The organism is Mycobacterium sp., assembly GCF_025933915.1.
Classification (GTDB): domain Bacteria; phylum Actinomycetota; class Actinomycetes; order Mycobacteriales; family Mycobacteriaceae; genus Mycobacterium.
The window spans coordinates 1-20,494 of record NZ_JAICZA010000050.1 but is presented as its reverse complement, the minus strand read 5'-3'; the positions used below and the strand labels follow the sequence as shown (position 1 = coordinate 20,494).

Here is a 20,494-nt window from a genome sequence, read left to right as displayed (position 1 = left end):
CAGCGCCCGGCTACGCCGCGCTCGCGATCGTCACGCTAGCTGACCGAGCTGACCGGATCGACCGGTGACCAGCGCAGCGCACCCGGGGCGGAGAGGGGCACCCGCGGGTGCGCTGGCGCTATCGGATCCAGCCGGCGATACGGCTCACCCTGGACCGGACGCTGGTCGTTCTCGCCGTTGTTCGGCCACAACGAGGCGGCCCGCTCGGCCTGGGCGGTGATGGACAACGAGGGATTGACGCCCAGGTTCGCCGAGATGGCTGCGCCGTCCACCACGAACAACGTCGGGTAGCCGTAGACCCGGTGGTAGGGGTCGATGACCCCGTGGTCGGCGTCGTCGCCGATCACCGCACCGCCGAGGAAGTGGGCGGTCAGCGGGATGTTGAACAGCTCCCCCCAGGTGCCGCCGGCCACGCCGTCGATCTTGGCGGCGATGCGCCGGGTGACCTCATTGCCCACCGGAATCCACGTCGGGTTCGGCTCGCCGTGGCCCTGCTTGCTGGTGTACCAGCGGATACCCAGCTTCCCGCGTTTGGTGAAGGTGGTGATCGAGTTGTCCAGGTGCTGCATCACCAGCGCGATCATCGTGCGCTCGCTCCACTGGCGGGGGTTGAGCAACCGCAGCATGCTGCGCGGGTCCTCCCGGGCGGCCTCGAGCAACTGCTTCCAACGGGGCACATCAGTGCCTTCGGGCCCGGGGCCGTCGGTCATCAACGTCTGCAGCAGCCCCATCGCGTTGGAACCCTTGCCGTACCGGACCGGCTCGATGTGGGTGTCCGGCGTCGGATGGATCGACGATGTGATCGCCACACCGTGGGTCAGGTCCAGATCCGGGGAGACCTCGAGGCGCCCGGCGCCGACGATGGACTCGGAGTTGGTGCGGGTCAGCACGCCGAGGCGCTTCGAGAGCCGGGGCAACCGGCCCTCGTCGCGCATCTTGAACAGCAGATGCTGGGTGCCCCACGTCCCGGCGGCCAGGATCACGTGCTTGGCGGTGTAGCTGCGCCGGTCGCGGCGCAGCCAACTTCCGGTGCGCACCGTGCGGACCTCCCACAGCCCGTCGGGACGCTGCTGGAATTGTTTCACCGTTGTCATCGGAATAACTTGCGCCCCACCCGATTCCGCGAGGAAGAGGTAGTTCTTCAGCAGGGTGTTCTTGGCGCCGTAGCGGCAGCCGGTCATGCAGCATCCGCACTCCAGGCAGCCGGTGCGCTCGGGCCCCGCACCGCCGAAGTAGGGGTCCGGCACGGTTTTGCCCGGGGCCTTGGTGCCGTCGGGACCGAAGAACACCCCGACCGGCGTCGGCACGAACGTGTCGCCACAGCCCATCTCGTCAGCGACCTGTTTGACGATGCGGTCGGCGTCGGTGAACGTCGGGTTCTCCACCACGCCCAGCATCCGCCGCGCCTGGTCGTAGTGCGGCATCAGCTCGTCGCGCCAGTCGGTGATATGCGACCACTGCTGGTCTTTGAAGAACGGCTCCGGCGGCACGTAGAGCGTGTTGGCGTAGTTCAGCGAGCCGCCACCCACTCCGGCGCCGGCCAGGATCATCACGTTTTTCAGCGGGTGGATGCGCTGAATGCCGTAACAACCCAGCTTCGGTGCCCACAAGAACTTACGCAGATCCCAGGACGTCTCGGCGAAATCCTCGTCGGCGAACCGGCGTCCGGCCTCCAGAACGCCGACGCGGTAGCCCTTTTCCGTCAGCCGCAACGCGCTGACGCTGCCCCCGAAACCCGAACCGATGATCAGCACGTCGTAATCCGGCTTCATCGCACCAGTATGGCCTTACCGGCCGGTAACAAGCCAGCGAGGGGTTCTCCCCGAGCGTCGCGATGAGCTGCGTCAAGTGCGCGGTCGATCGGACGCCGGTGGCCCACTGAGCGACCCCGTACCTGCGCACTAGGGGGCGGCCTGCACGCTGACCGCGACACCGGAATAGTGCGTCATCCCGGTGACGGGATCGATGTCGTCCTTGCTGGTGAGCCGGTTCACGTTGGCTCGGTGCGCATGTCCGTGGGGTATCGACACCGCTCCGCGCCGGATCGCCGGATCGACTTTGGCCACCCCGATCAGCTCCCCGCTGGCACTGCGTACGGTCACCCTTTGGTTATCGAGGACGCCGGCCGCCGCAGCGTCGTCCGGGTGCATGAGGACTTCGGACGGCTCGCCCAGGTACTCCAGCTGCGAGTTCAACATGCCGCGCTGGCGGCGAGGCACTAGAACCAGCGGGGCGGGCTGCGCCAGCGTGGCCAGCTGATCGACGAGTATCGCCGGCGCTAGCCGCCACCCACCCAGCCGCTCGATGTGTCGGTCGACCCAGGGTGCCGGCAACTCATGGCCCACCTGCACGCAGCGTTGCGCGACGAGCTGTTCCATCGGCAGGCGCGCACCTGCGGTCACGCCCGCCAGCATCGCATCGTCGGTGATCGGCCCGCTGGTGTCGGCGAGCACGTGGCCGAGACGTTGTCCGAGTTCGGCCAGCACCCACCACGTCGAGCGGCGATCTCCTATCGGATCGACGACGGCCGGAGTGTATTGCGCGCCAACCTGCGTCAACAGCACGTCCCACAGAGTCACGTCGGGCCGCTCCAGCTGGTCTTTGGTGGCCAACACATGAGTGGACAGCTCCGTCGTCTCGTTCCCGATGATCTCTAGGGTGGCCAACACGTCGAGCTTGCGCAGCGACGACGTCAGCGCACCGGCGTTGGGGAAGCCGGTGACCATGCTGCCGCCCAGATTCAGCACGGCGCGGATATTGCCGGCATCGATCTCGTCGGGCAGTGCCGCACAGGGCCATTCATCGAGCAGCGAGCGCAATTCGGGGCGGCTGCGGGGGCCCGGCCCGAACGATCCCTCGGGCCCGGAGATCGGTAACTCAAACGTTTCCAGCTGGTACCAATAGCCGGGGTGAAACCAGCAGCCACCCGGCCGGTTCAGCGACCCGGTCACCGCCAACAACGCGCAGGCAAGCCACTGAGTGACGTTCGCGGTGGCCGACATGGTTACGCCTGTTCCGGTCTCTACGGCTATCCGCCCGGTGTGACGCACCGCCGCAAGCAGCTCCGCCAGTCCGACCGGGTCGGCGTCGGTCAGCCCGACGGTTCGATCCAGGGTGAACGGTGCCACCGCCGCCGCCAGCGCGTCGCTGTCCGCGGTGTGGCGGCGCAGAAACTCGCGATCGGCGCCCGCGGACAGCAGTTCACGCACCAAAAACGCCAACACCGCATAGTCGGTACCCGGGCGCGGCGCCAGGTGACCGGTCGCCATCCGCGCCGTCTCGGTATGGCGCGGGTCGACAACCCACAACTGCCCCCGACCGGTCAGCCCGCGCAAATACCCCCTCGGGTTCGGCATCGCGATGTTATGGCCATGCGAGACAACGGGATTGGTACCGACCAGCAGAAGCAGATTGGCGTTGTCGTAGTCGGGACGTCCGGACAGCGCCGACGTGCCGCCCATCAGATCCGCGATCAACACCTTGGCGGTGCCGTCGATGGTCATCGGACTGAATTTCGCCGGAGTACCGATGGCGGCGTGTAATCCCTGCGCCATCCGATATCCGGTCGTATCCATGCCCAGACCGCTGCCGAAGAAGATGCCGACCGAACCGGGCCCGTGGCGGTCGATGACCCGGCGCAACCGCTCGCTCAGGTCATCGAGGCACTCCGGCCAGGTGGTGGGCACCAAGACGCCGTCAACCCGCATCATCGGGCGGTCGAGGCGATTCGGGTGATGGTGCATCTTCGCCAGTGCACGCCCCTTCGGGCAGGTGTAACCCTTCGATCGCGGATGTTCCCGATCGCCGCGGACGTCGACCACGGTGTCACCGTCGACGTCGACCAGAATCCCGCAAACCGTCGTGCAGATTCGGCAGAAGCTACGTATCGTGCGCACACCCTCGGCAGTCACCGCGCCCTCCTTGTGGTCCAGGCCACGCCCAAAATGTAGACAGTGCCAACAATGATGTCAATGACTACATCTTGGTAGGGTGCGCGTTGTGGACGACCGCCGCTACCACCACGGCACCCTGCGAGCAGCACTGCTGGCCGAGGCCGAAAAATCGCTGCGGGTCTCCGGCGCGGACGGCCTGTCGTTGCGGGAACTGGCCCGCGCGGTAGGCGTCAGTCACAGCGCCCCGCGCCGGCATTTCGACGACAAGGCAGCGTTATTGGACGCACTCGTCGTCGATGGTTTCCACCATCTCGGCGACGCCCTGGCCACAGCAGCCGCGCCCGATGGCCGTGACTTCGTCGCCATCCTGGGTGACGTCGCCGTGGCTTACATCCGATTTGCCACGGACAATCCCGCGTTGGTCGACCTGATGTCGGCCAGCAGATACCTCGCGAATGCCTCCCACGAGCTCAGGCAGGCACGGGATGCCGGCTTCGCGCCCGTGGCGCGCCTCGTCGAGACCGGCCAGGCGGCCGGTGAGCTGGTCGCCGGCGACCTGCAGAAAATCGGGACGGTACTCTTTGCCGCCCTGCACGGCATCGCGACCATGGCCAACAACAAGATGATCGATCCGCTCGAGGACGAACTGATCTTCGACGTGGTGAAGTCGCTTCTGGACGGCCTGGCACCGCGCCGACGACCCGAGCGTGGCAACGGTAACTAGCTACCGACGATCAGGCCGACCTTCTGGAACTCCTTGAGGTCGCAATACCCCGCCTTGGCCATCGACCGGCGCAGACCACCGACCAGGTTGAGGCTGCCGAACGGGTCGTCGGACGGCCCGCCCAGTACCTGTCGCAGCGGCGGGCGCTCACCGACGGCGATCTGCAGCAGCGCCCCGCGCGGCAACGACGGGTGCGCGGCCGCGGCCGGCCAGAACCATCCTTCGCCGAGCGCCTCGTCGGACTCGGCGAGCGGGGTGCCCAGCACCACCGCGTCGGCGCCGCAGGCGATCGCTTTCGCCAGCTCGCCCGAGGTGTGGATGTCACCGTCGGCCAGCACGTGCACGTAGCGGCCGCCGGTCTCGTCGAGGTATTCGCGGCGCGCGGCGGCGGCGTCGGCGATCGCGGTGGCCATCGGCACGCTGATGCCCAGCACCTCGTCGCTGGTGGTCACCCCCCTGGTGGAGCCGTAGCCGACGATGACGCCGGCGGCGCCGGTGCGCATCAGGTGCAGCGCGGTGCGGTGGTCTTGCACGCCGCCGGCGACCACCGGCACGTCGAGCTCGGAGATGAAGGTCTTGAGGTTCAGCGGTTCCCCGGCCCCATCCCTGTCCCGGACCACCCGTTCGGCCGAGACGATGGTGCCCTGGATGACCAGCAGATCGATGCCGGCCTGCAGCAACACCGGGGTGAGCGCCTGGGCGTTTTGCGGGCTGACCCGCACCGCGGTGGTGACGCCGGCCTCCCGGATGCGGGCGACGGCGGAGCCCAGCAGGTCCGGGTTCAGCGGCGCCGCGTGGAATTCCTGCAGCAGCCGGATCGCCGCCGAGGGTTCGGGCTCCTTGCTGGCGGCCTCGAGCAGCTGCGCGATCTTGGCCTCGACATCGGCGTGCCGCCCGATCAATCCCTCGCCGTTGAGCACGCCCAGACCGCCGAGGCGGCCCAGCTCGATCGCGAACTCCGGTGACACCAGCGCATCGGTCGGATGCGCCAGCACCGGGATCTCGAACCGGTAGGCGTCCAGCTGCCAGGCGGTCGACACGTCCTGCGACGAGCGGGTGCGCCGGGAGGCCACGATGCTGACTTCGCTCAGTTCATAGCTGCGACGGGCGATGCGGCCCATCCCGATCTCGACCATCTGGGCCTCAGCGCGCGTAGTAGTTGGGGGCTTCGACCGTCATGGCGACGTCGTGCGGGTGGCTTTCCCGCAGCCCGGCCGCCGTGATCCGGACGAACTGGGCCTGTTGCAGCGCCTCGATGGTCGACGAGCCGGTGTACCCCATCGCCGCGCGCAGACCGCCGGTCAGCTGGTGAATCACCGAGGACAGCGGGCCGCGGAACGGTACGCGACCCTCGATGCCCTCCGGCACCAACTTGTCCTCCGAGAGCGCGTCGTCGGCGAAGTAGCGGTCCTTGGAGTACGACTTTCCGCTCCCGGAACCCCGGCCCGCCATGGCCCCTAGCGATCCCATTCCGCGGTAGCTCTTGAACTGCTTGCCATTGACGAAGATGAGCTCGCCGGGCGCCTCGGCGGTGCCCGCCAGCAACGAGCCCAGCATGGCCGTCGACGCCCCGGCGGCCAGCGCCTTGGCGATGTCGCCGGAGTACTGCAGTCCGCCGTCGGCGATCACCGGCACCCCGGCCGGCCCGCAGGCGGCGACGGCTTCCAGGATCGCGGTGATCTGTGGCGCGCCGACGCCGGCCACCACCCGGGTGGTGCAGATCGACCCCGGTCCCACGCCCACCTTCACCGCGTCGGCGCCGGCGGCGACGAGGGCGGCGGCGGCCGACCGGGTGGCGACGTTGCCGCCGATCACCTCGACGCGGTCGCCCGCCTCGGCCTTGAGTTTGCCGACCATCTCGAGCACCAGCCGGTTGTGCGCGTGCGCGGTGTCCACGATCAGCACGTCCACGCCGGCGTCGACCAGCATCATGGCGCGCACCCAGGCATCACCGCCGACGCCGACGGCGGCGCCGACCAGCAGCCTGCCGTCGCTGTCCTTGGTGGCCAGCGGGTGCTGTTCGGTCTTGACGAAGTCTTTGACGGTGATCAGCCCGGTCAGCCGGCCGTGGCCGTCGACGATGGGCAGCTTCTCGATCTTGTGGCGCCGCAACAGGCCCAGCGCCGCGTCGGCGGACACCCCCTCCTGCGCGGTGATCAGCGGGGCCTTGGTCATCACCTCGGCCACCTGCTTGGTCTGATCCACCTCGAAACGCATGTCGCGGTTGGTGATGATGCCCACCAACGCACCGGAGTCGTCGACGACTGGCAGCCCGGAAATCCGGAACTTCGCGCACAGCGCATCGACCTGAGCCAGCGTGTTGTCCGGGCGGCAGGTGACCGGATCGGTGACCATGCCCGCTTCGGAGCGCTTCACCATCTCGACCTGGCCGGCTTGCTCGGCGACCGGCAGGTTGCGGTGCAGCACACCCATACCGCCGGCGCGCGCCATAGCTATGGCCATCCGCGACTCGGTGACGGTGTCCATCGCCGAACTCACCAGCGGCACCTTGAGTCTGATCTTCTTGGTGAGCTGGCTGGACGTGTCGGCGGTGGCGGGAACCACGTCGGACGCGGCGGGCAGCAACAGGACGTCGTCGAACGTCAGCCCCAGCATCGCGATCTTGTGCGGATTGTCGCCACCTGTGGGTACCGGGTCATCGACCAGGCCGCCCACCCGCACATACGGACTGCCGACGAGGTCAGAGCTGTCTTCCAGGTGGGACGTGCCACGGGTCATCAGTGGGGCCCTCCATACGATGCGGCGTGAGGAACCCATCCTATCGGCTCGCCTCCCCCTGGAGTTCGCTTGCTCGGGGGCGCGCCGCGCGCGAATCGGTGCGGGCGGGGCGGGTGGCTCCCTGCTGGCGTTATCGCGACCGGGCTGCGTAGGCTAGGGGCGTGCGCGACCACCTCCCACCGGGTTTGCCGCCCGATCCTTTCGCCGACGACCCCTGCGATCCGTCGGCGGCGCTGGAAGCCGTCGAGCCGGGTCAGCCGCTGGATTCCCAAGAGCGGATGGCCGTCGAGGCCGACCTCGCGGATCTGGCGGTGTACGAAGCGTTGCTGGCGCACAAAGGCATTCGCGGACTGGTGGTGTGCTGCGACGAGTGTCAGCAGGATCACTATCACGACTGGGACATGCTGCGGGCCAACCTGCTGCAGCTGTTAATCGACGGCACCGTGCGCCCGCACGAGCCCGCCTATGATCCCGAGCCGGATGCCTACGTCACGTGGGATTACTGCCGGGGCTACGCGGACGCCTCGCTCAACGAAGCGACGTCAGACGCCGACGGTTTTCACCGCCGTCACTGATTCCTCCGTCACGGAGTAGCCGCCTTCGGCACGGCCGCGGCACTCGGTGAGGCGGCAGGGGCCGGCAGTGTGGCATCGGGATTGCGCGATTCGACCTTGACGTTCAACAGCTTCAGCTGGTTCATCAGGTCCTGTTTGGCGGCCGGGTCGTCAATCGACTGCACCAAGCTGCTCACCTCGGTCAGTTGATTCTTGGCCTGGTCCCACTCACCACGGTCGATCGATTCCTGCACCTTCGCCAAATCGGCCTTGGCGGCCAGCATCTCCTGCTTTTCGTTGACCCGCGGTTGGTCGAAGAACATCGCGTGCAGCCCGTGCAGGGGGGTGCCGGGGCGGGCCTCGACCACCATGGCGCCGAAACCACTGAGCGCGATCAGCGCTGCGGCGACCGATCCGATGGCGGTCAGGCCACGACGGCCTCGCCCGCGCTCAGCCAGCCCGGTGCGCAGCGCGTTGACCGCCTCTTCGGGCGTCACGAGCGCGCTGGCCGGGGGCCACCTCAGGTTGTCGCGCCAGTCCTCCAGCATCGTGGTCAGCACGTCGACCTCGGGGTCCTCGACGTCCACCGGCCGACGGTGGGCGAGCGCATCGAGGAGCAGATCGGTGCGAGCGAATTCATTCAGGGATTCAGGCACAGTCACCTGCCGCGATCATCTCGGACTTCAACCGCGACAGCGCGCGGTGCTGGGCAACTCGGACCGCCCCGGTGGTACTGCCGACCGCGGCCGCGGTCTCCTCGGCGGACAGGCCGACGACGACGCGCAGGATCAGGATCTCGCGTTGCTTGGCGGGCAGGATTTCGAGCAGTTCGCTCATCCGGCTCACCGAATCGGCTTCGATCGCAAGCTGTTCGGGCCCCGCGTCGGGCGACCAACGCTCGGGAATCGATTCGGTGGGGTAGGCCAGGTCACGACCGGCCGCCCGATGCGCGTCGGCGACCTTGTGGGCCGCGATGCCGTACAGGAAGGCCAGGAATGGGCGTCCGCGATCGCGATAGCGGGGCAGCGCCGTGATCGTCGCCAAGCACACCTCCTGTGCCACGTCATCCGCTGACATGCCACCCCGCTCGACCGTGCCGACGCGCGCCCGGCAATATCGCACGACGATCGGGCGGATGGTCTCCAGCACCTCCCTCAATGCGCCGTGGTCTCCGGTGACGGCCTTGGCGACCACAGCGTCGAGACGTTCCCCTGCTGGAATTGTCATCGACGGTGATATCCCTAACGTTACGAACCGGACACATCGCGGGCGAACTGGGCTAACTAACGAAATGACAATAACGGGCGGGACCCCGTTTCAAGCGGAACGCCACGTCCCACCGGCGTGCCGCACCTGGCCTGCGCAGATATCGCGGATTTCGCGCAGTTGATGTGCCGAAAAAGTGACGCTTTCGATATCGATCAGCAAGCACGCCAACGCCCATCGGAGCGGGAGTAGACCCAGCCGGCCGGTGGTCTGCAGCGCGGCCTCCGCGACCGCGCGGGCGCGATCGATATGTCCCGCGCTGCACAGCGCGGCGGCCAGTACCACGTCGCTTTTGGCTTGGTGCCGCGCCGACGCTCCGGTCGGACCAGATGCCATCCTTGCCGCCAGCTCTACCGCCTCGCCGGCATGGCGGACGGCGGCATCGCCCGCACCGCGGGCCATCGCGAGTTCGGCGGCGACCCATCGGCGGCGCACCGGGAGCCGGTCGGGCACCGTCGCTTCGGAGTCCGGGGATGACAGCAGCATGTCGGCGCGCGCCAGCAGCGTCGCCGCCGCCGCGAAGCGCCCGACGCCCAGCGCGTCGGCCGCCAGCCCGATCAGGGCGTCGGCGCCCGCCTCGGGATCGGTGCCGGCCAGCGCCAGCGCGCGCCCGTCCCAGCCGCGCGCCACGGTGTGCCAGCCGAGCTGGCGCAGGAACGACCCCTGGGTGCTGTGGGCCAACGAGGCCAGGCGTCCGGCCGCAGCGCTGCGCCGCAGCACCGCGAGGTCGCGCTGGGCGGCGCCGTAGCGGCCCTGACCCCCGGCCGCCACGGCGCGCAGCCACAGTTGTGCCGGTGTCGTCGCCGACGGCAGTGGCCAGCTGCCGGGCCGGTCTCCGAACGCGGCGTCGGCCAGCTGCCGCTCAATCAGGGAAGTGTGACGAGTTTCAATCACAATGATGTAGTAAACAGCTTGTGGTCTTTCTGTTACCGAACGGTTAATCACTATATCCCATGGATAAATTCCGCTGACGCCTCCGGTTGGCGCTGAGCTGGGAAATCTCCTTTCGGCTAACTGCCTGGTAGCACGGCGTCGGTGCCCCTATTTCATGGGAGGTGAACGCAAAGTTAATTTTGGGCCAATGGGCACATACTTTGTCGGGCTAAGTGGCTATTGACGGCAATTCATCGTCCCCCCTAACGTCTACACATGACGGGTAGTCATCGGTGACTCCACTCCACTTAATTTAAGTTGCACGCAATCGCTTTCGCGAACCTGACCTCACCTGGCGGGTCGTGCAGAGAGGGAACGAACCAATGCCACAGCCGGAGCAGCTACCTGGACCCAACGCCGACATCTGGAATTGGCAACTGCAGGGCGCGTGCCGCGGCGTTGACTCAGCGGTGTTCTTCCACCCCGACGGGGAACGCGGGCGCGCCCGCATGCAACGCGAGCAACGCGCCAAGGAAATGTGCCGGCAGTGCCCGGTGATCCAGGAATGCCGTTCGCACGCCCTCGAAGTCGGCGAGCCCTACGGGGTTTGGGGCGGCCTGTCGGAATCCGAACGCGACCTGCTCCTCAAGGGCGATATCGGCCGCGGCATCCGCCGCAGCGCCTGACCGACCGATTCTGTTGGGCCGCAACCTCCGCACAGCCACGCGTGAACACGCGGGCCCGACCTAGTTCGCGTACTGTCGCTGGGGCCCGGGCAGATATTTCGCGCCGCCCTCGCCTTCCCAGCGGTGGATCTGTTTGTCCGGAACGTGTGCCGAATCATGCTGCATGAGCATCGATTTCACTTTGTCGGTGAGTGCACCCCGTTTCGGGACGCTGCGCCGGGCAGTGCTCGACATCATGGGACGGATCCTCTCTAACGACGTTGCGGTGGTTGCTTCGCACGTTTGCATCACCGTAAGACCACCTGTGGCCCAGCGCTTTTCGCCACGTGCATCCCGTAGGGCAGGGCCTTCAGCAGCGTCACGAACCGCCCTGTCCCATCGGGGATTGCGTAGAAGCGCTGATCGCCGGGACGGGCGCCGGCGATCACGCGGCCCAGCGGGGACGCCATCGAGTACGCCCGGAGGTCGGCGCGCTCGGGGCAAGGCCTGCCGAGCAGAAACGTTTCGGTTTCGCCGGTGTCGTCGTAGCGAATGGTCAACACCATGCCCGCTGCGGCGACCGGGTCAAAGGCGGCCGCTTCGCCGACCACGACCGCGTTGGTCAGCAACCCCTCGATCTGGTGGATGCGCGCTTGTTGCACCGAGTGGCGCCCACGGCGTTTCGGGTTGTAGTCCATGAGGTCGTCGGGAACTTCGACGCCGCGGCGCGAACGCAGCCCGGTGAGTTCGTCGTGCAATCGGGTGTAGTCGTGTGGCGTCATGCGGATGCGTTGAATGGTCGTCATGGCGCTGTGACGTCCTTTCGTGTCGAGGGGGTTGTCGCCAGGGGCGGGCGGGCCGGTGTCACCGCCCCTGACGACTCGGTGCGCCCTGAGGTGGGCGAAGGCTTCGTCGGTTGCTGATTCCATGGTCGCGCGGCAGGCCGTATTGGCGCTTGCCCGAACCGGACAACGGCGACCCACCCCGTTGTCGAGCTCCGACAAGGGGAAGTGCTGCGCGGACCGGCGACAGCGGCGCTGCCGAGTTATCCGGTGCGGATCCGCGACGGACTGATCGAGGTGCGCGGAATCGCCCTATGAATGCCTACGACGTGCTGTTCGAGCACCACAAAGTCTTACGCGGGCTCTGCGAGAAGATCACCGCCATACCGCCGGCCGCCCGCGAGCGCCAAGTTGCCCTCGACGAGCTGTTGGTTGAGCTAGACATCCACATGCGCATCGAAGACGACCTCTTCTATCCGGCCGTATCGGCGGCGAGCACACTCGTCGCAATCGCCCATGCGGAGCACCGGCAAGTCTCCGATCAGCTTGCGGTGCTCCTGCGGACGACGCCGACCGCGCCGGAATACGAAGACGAATGGCACTCGTTCGTCACGGTCCTCGACGCCCACGCCAACGAAGAGGAACGCGACTTATGTCCGGCCCCAATAGATTTGAGCGAGGACATGCTCGAGCGCCTCGGAAACCGAATGATCGAGCGCATCTCCCGGTTGCGTCAGTCGACGCTCAACACGCTCCGCGTCCGTGGCCGCGCGGCCCTGCTGAGTTCGCTGTGAGCCGCCCGGGTCTCGGGCGCTACCGCGAGTCCTACTCGTTTTGAAATCGGCGAATTGGGTAGGCACCGCCCATGAACAAGCGCGCATTGCTCGCGGTCGCGGCCCTCACCGCGACCATCGCACCGCTGGCCGCCTGCGCGAACCAGCAGAGCAGCCAACCCAATACGTCACCGCTGACCAGCTCGGCCCCGGGCGCGGAGAGGCTGACCACCCAGCTGAAGACCTCCGACGGGAGCCCGGTCGCCAACGCCACCGTCGAATTCGCGAACGGCTATGCGACGGTGACCGTGGAAGCCGGCCCCAACCAGGTGCTGAGCCCCGGTTTCCACGGGCTGCAAATCCACTCGGTCGGCACCTGCGAGGGCGATTTCGACTCCGCGGGAAGCGTCTATCAGGCGGCGAATCACACCGGCTATCCCGCCAGCGGCGACCTGACCGCGTTGCAGGTGCGCTCCGACGGCTCGGCGAAGCTCGTCACCACGAGTAATTCGTTCACCGCCGCTGACCTGAAAAACAGCTCGGGCAGCGCGCTGATCCTGCACCAGACCGTCGACAACCTGGGCAACGGCCCCACCGCCGAGTCGAACAAGCGGATCGCCTGCGGTGTGCTTGCGGCGGCGTCGGCGACCACGACTTCGTCGACCACCAGCGTCAGCACCAGCACCAGCACCGTCGTCGTGCCACCGCCGTCGACGAGCACAAGTACGAGCACCGTCACGGTCACCAGCACCCCGACCACGACGTCCACACCGACCACGACCGTGACGACTCCGCCCAGCCTGCCGCCGGGCACCCGCTGACGCGCTAGGCCGCAAAGGCGCGCTGGGCCGCAAAGAAAAACACCGCCGTCCCTGCGGTGGCGACCTACTGTTCTCAGATGCAGACCGTGCTGTTCACCCTTGGCCTGGTCCTTTTCCTGCTCGGTTTGCTCAGCGGGATCGCGGTGCCCGCACTGAAGAATGCGCGCATGGCGCTGGCGAGCCACCTCGAGGGATTGCTCAACGGCATGTTCCTCCTGTTGCTCGGTCTGCTCTGGCCGCACATCCACCTGCCCGACGCGTGGGGAATCACGGCAGTCGCGCTCATCGTCTATTCCGCCTACGCGAATTGGTTGGCGACGCTGCTCGCGGCGGCGTGGGGTGCCGGGCACAGATTCGCGCCCATCGCGACGGGCGACTACGAGGCCTCGGCGCCAAAGGAACGGGTTGTCAGCTTTCTGCTGGTGTCGCTCTCGCTGCCGATCTTGGTCGGCGTGGGCATCGTCATCGTCGGGGTCATCGTCGGGCGCTGACGACGCCCACCGATTCGCGGTACCGGATGGCATGTGCTCGTGCTTAGGTCGGGATTGTGGAATCCCTCGTCAAGTTGTTTCGCGAAACGGTGGCGGCTCGGATAGCGGTTGCCGCCGTGATCGGAGTCGCCGTCGCTCTCGTGGTCGGCAACACGGTCGGCTGGCGATTCGCGCTTGCCGGCTGGATCGTCACCGCCGGTGTCTACGTGGTGTGGACACGGCTCCTCCTGGGCGGAATGGATGCCGATCAGACCTGCAAATACGTGACGAAGGAGGACCCCACCCGGTGGGTTGCCGACGCGGTCATCGTGTCGGCAAGTGTGGCGAGCCTGGGCGGGGTCGGTTACGTGGTGGCCGCCGCGTCACGCTCGGGCCCCGGAGCCGTCGAAGCCGCCATCGTCGGCATCCTGACCGTCGCGGCATCCTGGTTTGCCGTGCACACACTGTTCACCGTGCACTACGCGCGGCTCTACTACTCGGACGAGCCGGGGGGAATCAACTTCCACGACCCGGAACGGCCCCGCTTTCGCGACTTCGCGTATGTGGCCTTCACCGTAGGCATGACCTATCAGGTGTCAGACACCGAAATCGGATTGACGTCCATCCGGGCGACCGTGTTGCGCCATGCTCTGCTGTCCTACCTACTCGGCGCGGTCGTCTTGGCGGTCACAGTCAACCTGATCGCAGGGTTGGGTTCCAAGTTCTGATCGAAGTGGCGCCGACCGGCGGCCTCTGCGTGAAAAACGTTGGCGGAGCACCGCAGTCGATGCGGACGACGTTGGGTCAGCTCGCGCCCGCCGCGATCACCTGGTCCACCTCGAGCGCCCGGCCGGCCATCTCGGCGTGCGCCCTGTCCAGCGCTTCGGCCTGATCTTCATCGGCCTTCATCAGCGCCTCGATGTCGGAGCCGGCCATGTCGAGGACACCCATGTCCCTGAAGGCCTTCTGCACCTTGTCGCCCCACAGCCCGATGTCCTTGACGATCGGCACGATGCGGCTGAACAGGTGCGAGCGGAACTGGATCATCAGCGGCGACGTGTCGACCCACTCGGCGCACGCTTGGACGTCCAGGCCGAGGGTCTCGAAAACCTCCTCGCCGCGGAACCGGTCGCGCATCAGGTAGCAGGCGTCCACGACGAATTCTTCACGCTCGTCCCGCTCGGCCTCGGTCAGCGCGGAGTAGTAGTCCTTCAATGAGATTCGGCCGAAGGCGACGTGCCGGGCCTCGTCCTGCATGACGTAGGCCAGCACCTGCTTGGCCAGCGAGTCCGGTGCCGCCATGTCACGCAGCACGCCGAACGCGGCGAGCGCGAGCCCTTCGATGAGGACCTGCATGCCGAGGTAGGGCATGTCCCAGCGCGAGTCGCGCAGGGTGTCGTCCAGTAGCGCGGTCAGGTTCTTGTTGATCGGGTAGACCAGGTCGACCTTCTCCTGCAGGAACCGCGAGAACGCCTCGACGTGCCGGGCCTCGTCCATGGTCTGGGTTGCCGCGTAGAACTTCGCGTCCAGGTCCGGGACGACCTCGACGATCTTGGCCGCGCACACCATCGCGCCCTGCTCGCCGTGCAGGAACTGCGAGAACTGCCAGGCCTGGAAGTGCTGGCGCATCTCGGCGCGACGTGCGTCGTCCGCGGCGTCCCACATCGGGCTGCCGAACAGCGGATGGAACTCGTCGGGCAGACCGACCGGGTTCATCGGGTCGACGTCTTGCGCCCAGTCGATGCGCGACTGGGCATCCCACTGCTTGTCTTTTCCCTTTTGGTACAGCGAAAGGAGCCGCGCCCGCCCCTCGTCGTACTCCCAGGTGAAGCGCGCGTCGCCGGCGCTCGGGACCTCCCACGAATAGGGCGCGGGCACGACGGTGTATTTGTCCCTCGTGGTCATGAGCTGCTGCCTTTCCACCCGGTGTGACCAGTGGTCATATGACACGTATCACATTGCACCGCGCGCGGCGGCGCGTCAACCCCGACAGGCCGGCTCACTGACCTCGCTGGCCGCTGGCCCGCTCCAACGCCCAACAAACGAAGCACCCCCGGCCAATCGACCGGGGGTGCTTCGTTACACAGTGCTTCTAGTGGTGGTGATGGTGGCCGTGGCCGTGGTCATCCTGGTCGTCGGCCGGCTTCTCGACGATGGCCGTCTCAGTGGTGAGGACCATCCGAGCCACCGACGCCGCATTGAGCACCGCCGAGCGGGTGACCTTGACCGGGTCGATGACGCCGTCGGCGACCAAGTCACCATAGGTCAGCTTGTCCGCGTTCAGCCCGTGCCCGTTGGGCAACTCCGTCACCTTGTGCACCGCGACCGCACCGTCGAGCCCGGCGTTGGTGGCGATCCAGTACAACGGCGCCGCCAACGCCTCGGAGAAGACGCCGACGCCCAATGCCTGATCGCCGGTAAGGGACTTGCGGAGCTTGTCGAGCGCCTTACGGGTCTGCAGCAGGGCCGAGCCACCGCCCGCGACGATGCCTTCCTCGACGGCGGCCTTGGCGGCCGCGACGGCATCCTCGACGCTTTCCTTGCGTTCTTTGAGCGCCGTCTCGGTGGCGGCACCCACCTGGATGACGGCGACGCCGCCGGCCAGCTTGGCCAGCCGCTCCTGCAACTTCTCACGGTCCCAATCCGAGTCGCTCGCCTCGATCTCGGCGCGCAACTGCTTGATGCGGTTGGCCACCGCGTCCTTGGTGCCGCCGCCGTCGACGATGACGGTGTCGTCCTTACTGACCACCACGCGGCGAGCCGAGCCCAGCACGTCGGTGCCGACCTCGCGCAGCAGCAGGCCGGCGTCGGGGTTGATCACCTGGCCGCCCGTCACGATCGCCAGATCCTCGAGGAACGCCTTGCGGCGGTCGCCGAAGAACGGCGCCTTGACCGCGACGGCCTTGAGCGTCTTGCGGATGGAGTTGACGACGAGTGTCGCCAGCGGCTCACCCTCGATGTCCTCGGCGATGATCAGCAGCGGCTTGCCCGATTCGGCGACCTTTTCCAGCATGGGCAACAGGTCGGGCAGCGAGCTGATCTTGTCCTGGTGCAACAGGATGACGGGGTCGTCCAGCACGGCCTGCTGGGAATCGAAGTCGGTCACGAAATACGCCGACAGAAATCCCTTGTCGAACCCGACGCCCTCGGTGAACTCGAGTTCGGTGTTCAGCGTGGAGGATTCTTCGACGCTGACCACCCCGTCGGTCCCGACCTTGGTCATCGCCTCGCCGACCAGCTCACCCAGGACCTGGTCGCGCGAGGACACGGTCGCCACCTGAGCGATCCCTTCCCTGCCGGAGACCGGGATGGCCGAGGCCAGCAGCGCCTCGGACACCGCGTCGGCGGCCTTGGAAATTCCCGCACCGAGTTCGATCGGGTTGACGCCGGCCGCAACGAGGCGCAGGCCGGCCTTGATCAGCGCCTGGGCCAGCACGGTGGCCGTGGTGGTGCCGTCGCCGGCGACGTCGTTGGTCTTGGTGGCCACCGACTTCACCAGCTGGGCGCCCAGGTTCTCGAACGGGTCTTCCAGGTCGATCTCGCGCGCGACGGTGACGCCGTCGTTGGTGACCGTGGGTCCGCCGAATGCCTTGGCCAGCACCACATGCCGGCCCCGCGGTCCCAGCGTCACCCGTACCGCGTCGGCAAGCGTGTTCACGCCCGCCTCGATGGCGCGGCGCGCCGTTTCGTCGTACTCGATAATCTTGCTCATCAGGCTCCTTTCGCCCGGCGACGACGCAGGACGGGTAACCGTCCTGCTGAGGAGCCGGGCAATTCAAAATCCGCCGAACGCATGCCGCCCCGGAAATCACCCGCGGTGACGCGGGGATCGCCGGGGCGGGACACGGTTCTTACTTGGAGACGACAGCCAGCACGTCGCGTGCCGACAGGATCAGGTACTCCTCGCCGTTGTACTTGATCTCGGTGCCGCCGTACTTGCTGTAGATGACGGTGTCGCCTTCCGAGACATCCAGCGGGATGCGCTTCTCGCCGTCTTCGTCCCACCGGCCGGGGCCGACTGCGACGACGGTGCCTTCCTGCGGCTTCTCCTTGGCGGTGTCGGGAATGACCAGACCGGACGCGGTCGTGGTCTCGGCCTCGTTGGCCTGCACGAGAATCTTGTCCTCGAGTGGCTTGATGTTCACCTTCGCCACGATTGGAGCCCTCCAGTGTTTGGGTCGGGTCCGGGACGTGCCCGGACCGGAGTTGGCGGCCGGTCCGGGGGCTGGCCCCGGAACCTGCCGAATTATCAGGTGTTCGGCATCCGTCCATGCCCGAGCGTCGTCGTCGCGGGTGCCGACACAGGGCGTGGCCGATTGCCACCTAGCACTCTATACACGGGAGTGCTAGCACTCAAGGGGGCCCTGCTGCTTCTCGCATGTTCGCCGTAGGCGATCAGCTGACCTGTGCTTTCACCACCGGCAGGCCCGGGTCACTGGGGGCATCCAACGGGGAGGGCGGCACCCCGGCGGCCACCAGGTGCGCGGCGAACGAGGCGATCATCGCGCCGTTATCGGTGCACAGCCGGGGCCTGGGGATGCGCAGCGCCAGCCCGGCGGTCGCGCAGCGCTGCTCCGCCAGCTCGCGCAATCGCGAATTCGCGGCCACTCCCCCCGCGATCAGCAACGTCGAGACGCCGAGGTCCGTCGCGGCGCGCACCGCCTTGCGGGTCAGCACGTCGGCCACGGCTTCGGAGAACCCGGCGGCGACATCGGCGTTCACCGCGTCCGGGTGGCTCTCCAGATACCGCGCCACAGCCGTTTTGAGGCCGGAGAAGCTGAACGCGTACGGGTCATCGCGTGGCCCGGTCATGCCGCGCGGGAACGCGATCGCGTCGCGGTCACCGGTGCGGGCCAACTCGTCGAGCACCCTGCCGCCCGGGTAGCCCAGCCCCAGCAGCCGCGCCACCTTGTCGTACGCCTCGCCGGCCGCGTCGTCGACGGTGCTGCCCAGCTCGACGATCGGCTCGCCGAGCGAACGTACATGCAGCAGGTGGGTATGACCGCCCGAGACCAGCAGCGCCACGCACTCGGGCAGCCGCCCGTGCTCGTAGACGTCGGCGGCCAGGTGTCCGCCGAGATGGTTCACAGCATAGAACGGCACGCCCCAGGCGGCCGAATACGCTTTGGCCGCAGCAACTCCCACCAGCAGAGCGCCGGCCAGCCCGGGCCCGATGGTGGCCGCGACCACGTCGGGCCGGTCCAGGCCGGCGGTCGACAGCGCGCGGCGCATGGCGGGGCCCAGCGCCTCCAGGTGCGCCCGGGAGGCGATCTCGGGGACCACGCCGCCGAACCGCACGTGTTCGTCGACGCTGGACGCCACCTCGTCGGCCAACAGTGTGACGGTGGCCCCGACGCCGGTGCCATCCAGCCGCGCAATGCCGACTCCTGTTTCGTCGCAAGAGGTTTCGATGGCCAAGATGTTGGTCATGCGCGCCGTTCCTCCCGCCGCATGGTGTACGCGTCCGCGCCGCTGACGCGGTAATAGCGCCGGCGCAGGCCGATCTGCTCGAACCCGACGCTGCGATACAAGCCAATGGCCGCCGCGTTGTCGGTGCGCACTTCCAGGTACACGACACCGCCGTCGGCGAACGTTAGCAGCTCGTCGAGCAACCGGCGGCCGATGCCCTGCCCCTGGTAGGCGGCGTCCACGCCGATGGTGTGGACCTCGTGCTCGTAGGGCGGTGTGCGGCCCAACCGCGAGATACCGGCATAGCCGACCAGCGTTTCGCCGACGCGCGCACCCACGTAATGGTTGTGGGCGCTGGCCAATTCCCGGTTGAACGCCGCGGCCGGCCACGGGTCGTCGCCGTCGAAGAGCTGCGCCTCCAGCTCGGCGCACCGCTGCGCGTCGGCCCCCGTCAACGCGCCGACGGTCACGGGCTCGGCGATCATTGCCGCGTCGCCAAGGGCTTGGCGTCGGGCCGGCGCAGATACAGGGCCACCAGCGGCGCCGGCTCATCGGACCAATCACCCACCGCGGCAACAAGTCCGGCCGGGGTAGGGTAAACGGGCTCGCGCACCGGCAGGCCGAACGCCGCCGCGTGTTCGGGTGAGCCGGCTACCTGCTGCGCGGTGCCGGGGTCGACGTCGGCGGGGGCATCAACTCCGGGTCCGCCGGTCCGCATCCCGTCGCGGTAGCGGGCCCAGTAGACCTCGCGCCGGCGGGCGTCGGTGACCACCAGCGTCTCCCCGGTGGTTCGCCCGCCGATGGCGTCCAGGCTGCACACACCGTGCACCGGGATGCCCAGCGCATGGCCATAGGCGGCGGCGGTGGCCATCCCCGCCCGCAGACCGGTGAACGGCCCCGGACCGCAGCCCACCACGACGGCGTCGAGGTCGGCCATGGTCAGGCCCGCATCGGCCAGCGCGGCAACCACATTCGGGGTGAGCCGTTCGGCGTGGGCCCGGGCATCGACGGTGACCCGCTGCGCCAGCATGGACAGGTCCTCGCGCCGCACGATGCCGGCCGTCACCGCCGGGGTGGAGGTGTCGAGGGCCAACACGAGGGTGCTCATGAATCGGCCCCGTCGGCCCACCGCCAGGTCGCGAGCCGCACGTCGGACCCGCTGATGCGCTCCAGCCTGACGTCGAGATGACGCTCCGCGAGCCGCTCGACGAGGCCTTCGCCCCATTCCACCACCACGACAGCGTCGTCGAGATCGCTGTCCAAGTCCAGCGAATCGAGCTCACCGAGCAGGTCGGCACCCTGGTTGTCGGTGTGGTCGAGCAACCGGTACATGTCGACGTGAATCATCGCCGGGGAGCCGGGCCGCCGCGGCGGATGCACCCGCGCCAACACGTAGGACGGCGAGGTGACCGGGCCGTCGACCTCCATGGCCGCGGCAATCCCCTTGGCCAGCACGGTCTTTCCCGCGCCAAGTGGACCGGAGAGCACCACCACGTCGCCCGTCCGCAGCTGCGCACCCAGCCGC

The 20,494-nt window shown here is 67.7% G+C and carries 22 protein-coding genes and 1 pseudogene; 7 read left to right on the top strand and 16 right to left on the bottom strand.

The window, feature by feature from the left end; translation table 11 throughout:
• Positions 1-35: 35 nt before the first annotated feature.
• Positions 36-1,772, bottom strand: coding sequence for a GMC family oxidoreductase (locus Q0W90_RS10445; RefSeq protein WP_297699511.1), 1,737 nt, complete (start codon positions 1,770-1,772; stop codon positions 36-38).
• A gap of 129 nt (positions 1,773-1,901) precedes the next feature.
• The gene (locus Q0W90_RS10440) at positions 1,902-3,911 is read right to left on the bottom strand and encodes a molybdopterin-dependent oxidoreductase (RefSeq protein WP_297774452.1); all 2,010 of its coding nucleotides are present in this window, start codon (positions 3,909-3,911) and stop codon (positions 1,902-1,904) included.
• Between the two features lie 88 nt (positions 3,912-3,999).
• Here Q0W90_RS10440 and Q0W90_RS10435 point away from each other — a divergent pair, with 88 nt between their 5' ends.
• Entirely contained in the window at positions 4,000-4,617 is a 618-nt protein-coding gene (locus tag Q0W90_RS10435) for a TetR/AcrR family transcriptional regulator (protein WP_297593739.1), read from the top strand.
• Here the strand turns inward: Q0W90_RS10435 and Q0W90_RS10430 are convergent.
• Together Q0W90_RS10430 and guaB are read right to left on the bottom strand one after the other, a co-directional pair.
• On the bottom strand, positions 4,614-5,753 hold the full coding sequence (locus tag Q0W90_RS10430) for a GuaB3 family IMP dehydrogenase-related protein (RefSeq protein WP_297593741.1): 1,140 nt from the start codon (positions 5,751-5,753) through the stop codon (positions 4,614-4,616). The genes Q0W90_RS10435 and Q0W90_RS10430 overlap by 4 nt on opposite strands.
• 7 nt (positions 5,754-5,760) lie before the next feature.
• On the bottom strand, positions 5,761-7,356 hold the full coding sequence (gene guaB / locus Q0W90_RS10425; protein WP_297593743.1) for an IMP dehydrogenase: 1,596 nt from the start codon (positions 7,354-7,356) through the stop codon (positions 5,761-5,763).
• Between the two features lie 161 nt (positions 7,357-7,517).
• On the opposite strand from guaB, the gene Q0W90_RS10420 reads away from it, so the two are divergent.
• Complete coding sequence (locus Q0W90_RS10420) at positions 7,518-7,931, top strand: DUF5319 domain-containing protein (RefSeq protein ID WP_067101334.1); 414 nt, start codon at positions 7,518-7,520, stop codon at positions 7,929-7,931.
• Between the two features lie 59 nt (positions 7,932-7,990).
• On the opposite strand, the pseudogene Q0W90_RS10415 reads toward Q0W90_RS10420, so the two are convergent.
• The 3 genes and pseudogenes from Q0W90_RS10415 to Q0W90_RS10405 all read right to left on the bottom strand — a co-directional run.
• Positions 7,991-8,572 (bottom strand): annotated as a pseudogene (locus Q0W90_RS10415) (anti-sigma-D factor RsdA); the annotation flags it as partial.
• Positions 8,559-9,137, bottom strand: coding sequence for a sigma-70 family RNA polymerase sigma factor (locus Q0W90_RS10410; protein WP_297593749.1), 579 nt, complete (start codon positions 9,135-9,137; stop codon positions 8,559-8,561). The pseudogene Q0W90_RS10415 and the gene Q0W90_RS10410, both read right to left, overlap by 14 nt.
• A 90-nt stretch (positions 9,138-9,227) precedes the next feature.
• Positions 9,228-10,070: a hypothetical protein gene (locus Q0W90_RS10405; RefSeq protein ID WP_297593751.1), complete on the bottom strand. Its 843-nt coding sequence runs from the start codon at positions 10,068-10,070 to the stop codon at positions 9,228-9,230.
• 362 nt (positions 10,071-10,432) lie between these two features.
• Here Q0W90_RS10405 and Q0W90_RS10400 point away from each other — a divergent pair, with 362 nt between their 5' ends.
• Positions 10,433-10,735, top strand: coding sequence for a WhiB family transcriptional regulator (locus Q0W90_RS10400; protein WP_297593757.1), 303 nt, complete (start codon positions 10,433-10,435; stop codon positions 10,733-10,735).
• Positions 10,736-10,795: 60 nt separating this feature from the next.
• Here Q0W90_RS10400 and Q0W90_RS10395 read toward each other — a convergent pair whose 3' ends face one another.
• Both Q0W90_RS10395 and Q0W90_RS10390 read right to left on the bottom strand, forming a co-directional pair.
• Positions 10,796-10,972: a hypothetical protein gene (locus Q0W90_RS10395; RefSeq protein WP_297593759.1), complete on the bottom strand. Its 177-nt coding sequence runs from the start codon at positions 10,970-10,972 to the stop codon at positions 10,796-10,798.
• A 50-nt stretch (positions 10,973-11,022) separates the two neighbouring features.
• A complete protein-coding gene (locus Q0W90_RS10390; protein WP_297593761.1) occupies positions 11,023-11,520 on the bottom strand; it encodes a GreA/GreB family elongation factor in 498 nt (165 codons plus the stop codon).
• 290 nt (positions 11,521-11,810) lie between these two features.
• On the opposite strand from Q0W90_RS10390, the gene Q0W90_RS10385 reads away from it, so the two are divergent.
• From Q0W90_RS10385 to Q0W90_RS10370, 4 genes are all read left to right on the top strand, one after another.
• Positions 11,811-12,290 carry a hemerythrin domain-containing protein gene (locus Q0W90_RS10385; RefSeq protein WP_297593763.1) on the top strand — a complete coding sequence of 160 codons (480 nt, stop codon included), beginning with the start codon at positions 11,811-11,813 and terminating at the stop codon, positions 12,288-12,290.
• Between the two features lie 71 nt (positions 12,291-12,361).
• Positions 12,362-13,090: a superoxide dismutase family protein gene (locus tag Q0W90_RS10380; protein WP_297699503.1), complete on the top strand. Its 729-nt coding sequence runs from the start codon at positions 12,362-12,364 to the stop codon at positions 13,088-13,090.
• A gap of 77 nt (positions 13,091-13,167) precedes the next feature.
• Positions 13,168-13,581, top strand: a complete 414-nt coding sequence (locus tag Q0W90_RS10375; protein ID WP_297699501.1) for a hydrogenase — start codon at positions 13,168-13,170, stop codon at positions 13,579-13,581.
• A 56-nt stretch (positions 13,582-13,637) separates the two neighbouring features.
• Positions 13,638-14,288 carry a DUF1345 domain-containing protein gene (locus tag Q0W90_RS10370; RefSeq protein WP_297593769.1) on the top strand — a complete coding sequence of 217 codons (651 nt, stop codon included), beginning with the start codon at positions 13,638-13,640 and terminating at the stop codon, positions 14,286-14,288.
• 76 nt (positions 14,289-14,364) lie between these two features.
• Here Q0W90_RS10370 and Q0W90_RS10365 read toward each other — a convergent pair whose 3' ends face one another.
• The 7 genes from Q0W90_RS10365 to Q0W90_RS10335 form a co-directional block, all read right to left on the bottom strand.
• Positions 14,365-15,465 (bottom strand): ferritin-like domain-containing protein, encoded by a 1,101-nt coding sequence (locus Q0W90_RS10365; protein ID WP_297593771.1) that lies wholly within the window; start codon positions 15,463-15,465, stop codon positions 14,365-14,367.
• Between the two features lie 187 nt (positions 15,466-15,652).
• A complete protein-coding gene (gene groL, locus Q0W90_RS10360) occupies positions 15,653-17,272 on the bottom strand; it encodes a chaperonin GroEL (RefSeq protein WP_297593773.1) in 1,620 nt (539 codons plus the stop codon).
• A gap of 139 nt (positions 17,273-17,411) precedes the next feature.
• Positions 17,412-17,714, bottom strand: coding sequence for a co-chaperone GroES (gene groES / locus Q0W90_RS10355; protein ID WP_007167930.1), 303 nt, complete (start codon positions 17,712-17,714; stop codon positions 17,412-17,414).
• Positions 17,715-17,955: 241 nt separating this feature from the next.
• On the bottom strand, positions 17,956-18,990 hold the full coding sequence (gene tsaD, locus Q0W90_RS10350) for a tRNA (adenosine(37)-N6)-threonylcarbamoyltransferase complex transferase subunit TsaD (protein WP_297699499.1): 1,035 nt from the start codon (positions 18,988-18,990) through the stop codon (positions 17,956-17,958).
• Positions 18,987-19,454 carry a ribosomal protein S18-alanine N-acetyltransferase gene (gene rimI, locus Q0W90_RS10345; RefSeq protein ID WP_297774444.1) on the bottom strand — a complete coding sequence of 156 codons (468 nt, stop codon included), beginning with the start codon at positions 19,452-19,454 and terminating at the stop codon, positions 18,987-18,989. The genes tsaD and rimI overlap by 4 nt, the downstream gene beginning before the upstream one ends.
• Complete coding sequence (gene tsaB, locus Q0W90_RS10340; RefSeq protein WP_297774442.1) at positions 19,451-20,077, bottom strand: tRNA (adenosine(37)-N6)-threonylcarbamoyltransferase complex dimerization subunit type 1 TsaB; 627 nt, start codon at positions 20,075-20,077, stop codon at positions 19,451-19,453. The genes rimI and tsaB overlap by 4 nt, the downstream gene beginning before the upstream one ends.
• On the bottom strand, positions 20,074-20,494 hold a 421-nt coding region (locus Q0W90_RS10335), incomplete at its 5' end, for a tRNA (adenosine(37)-N6)-threonylcarbamoyltransferase complex ATPase subunit type 1 TsaE (RefSeq protein ID WP_297774440.1). The genes tsaB and Q0W90_RS10335, both read right to left, overlap by 4 nt.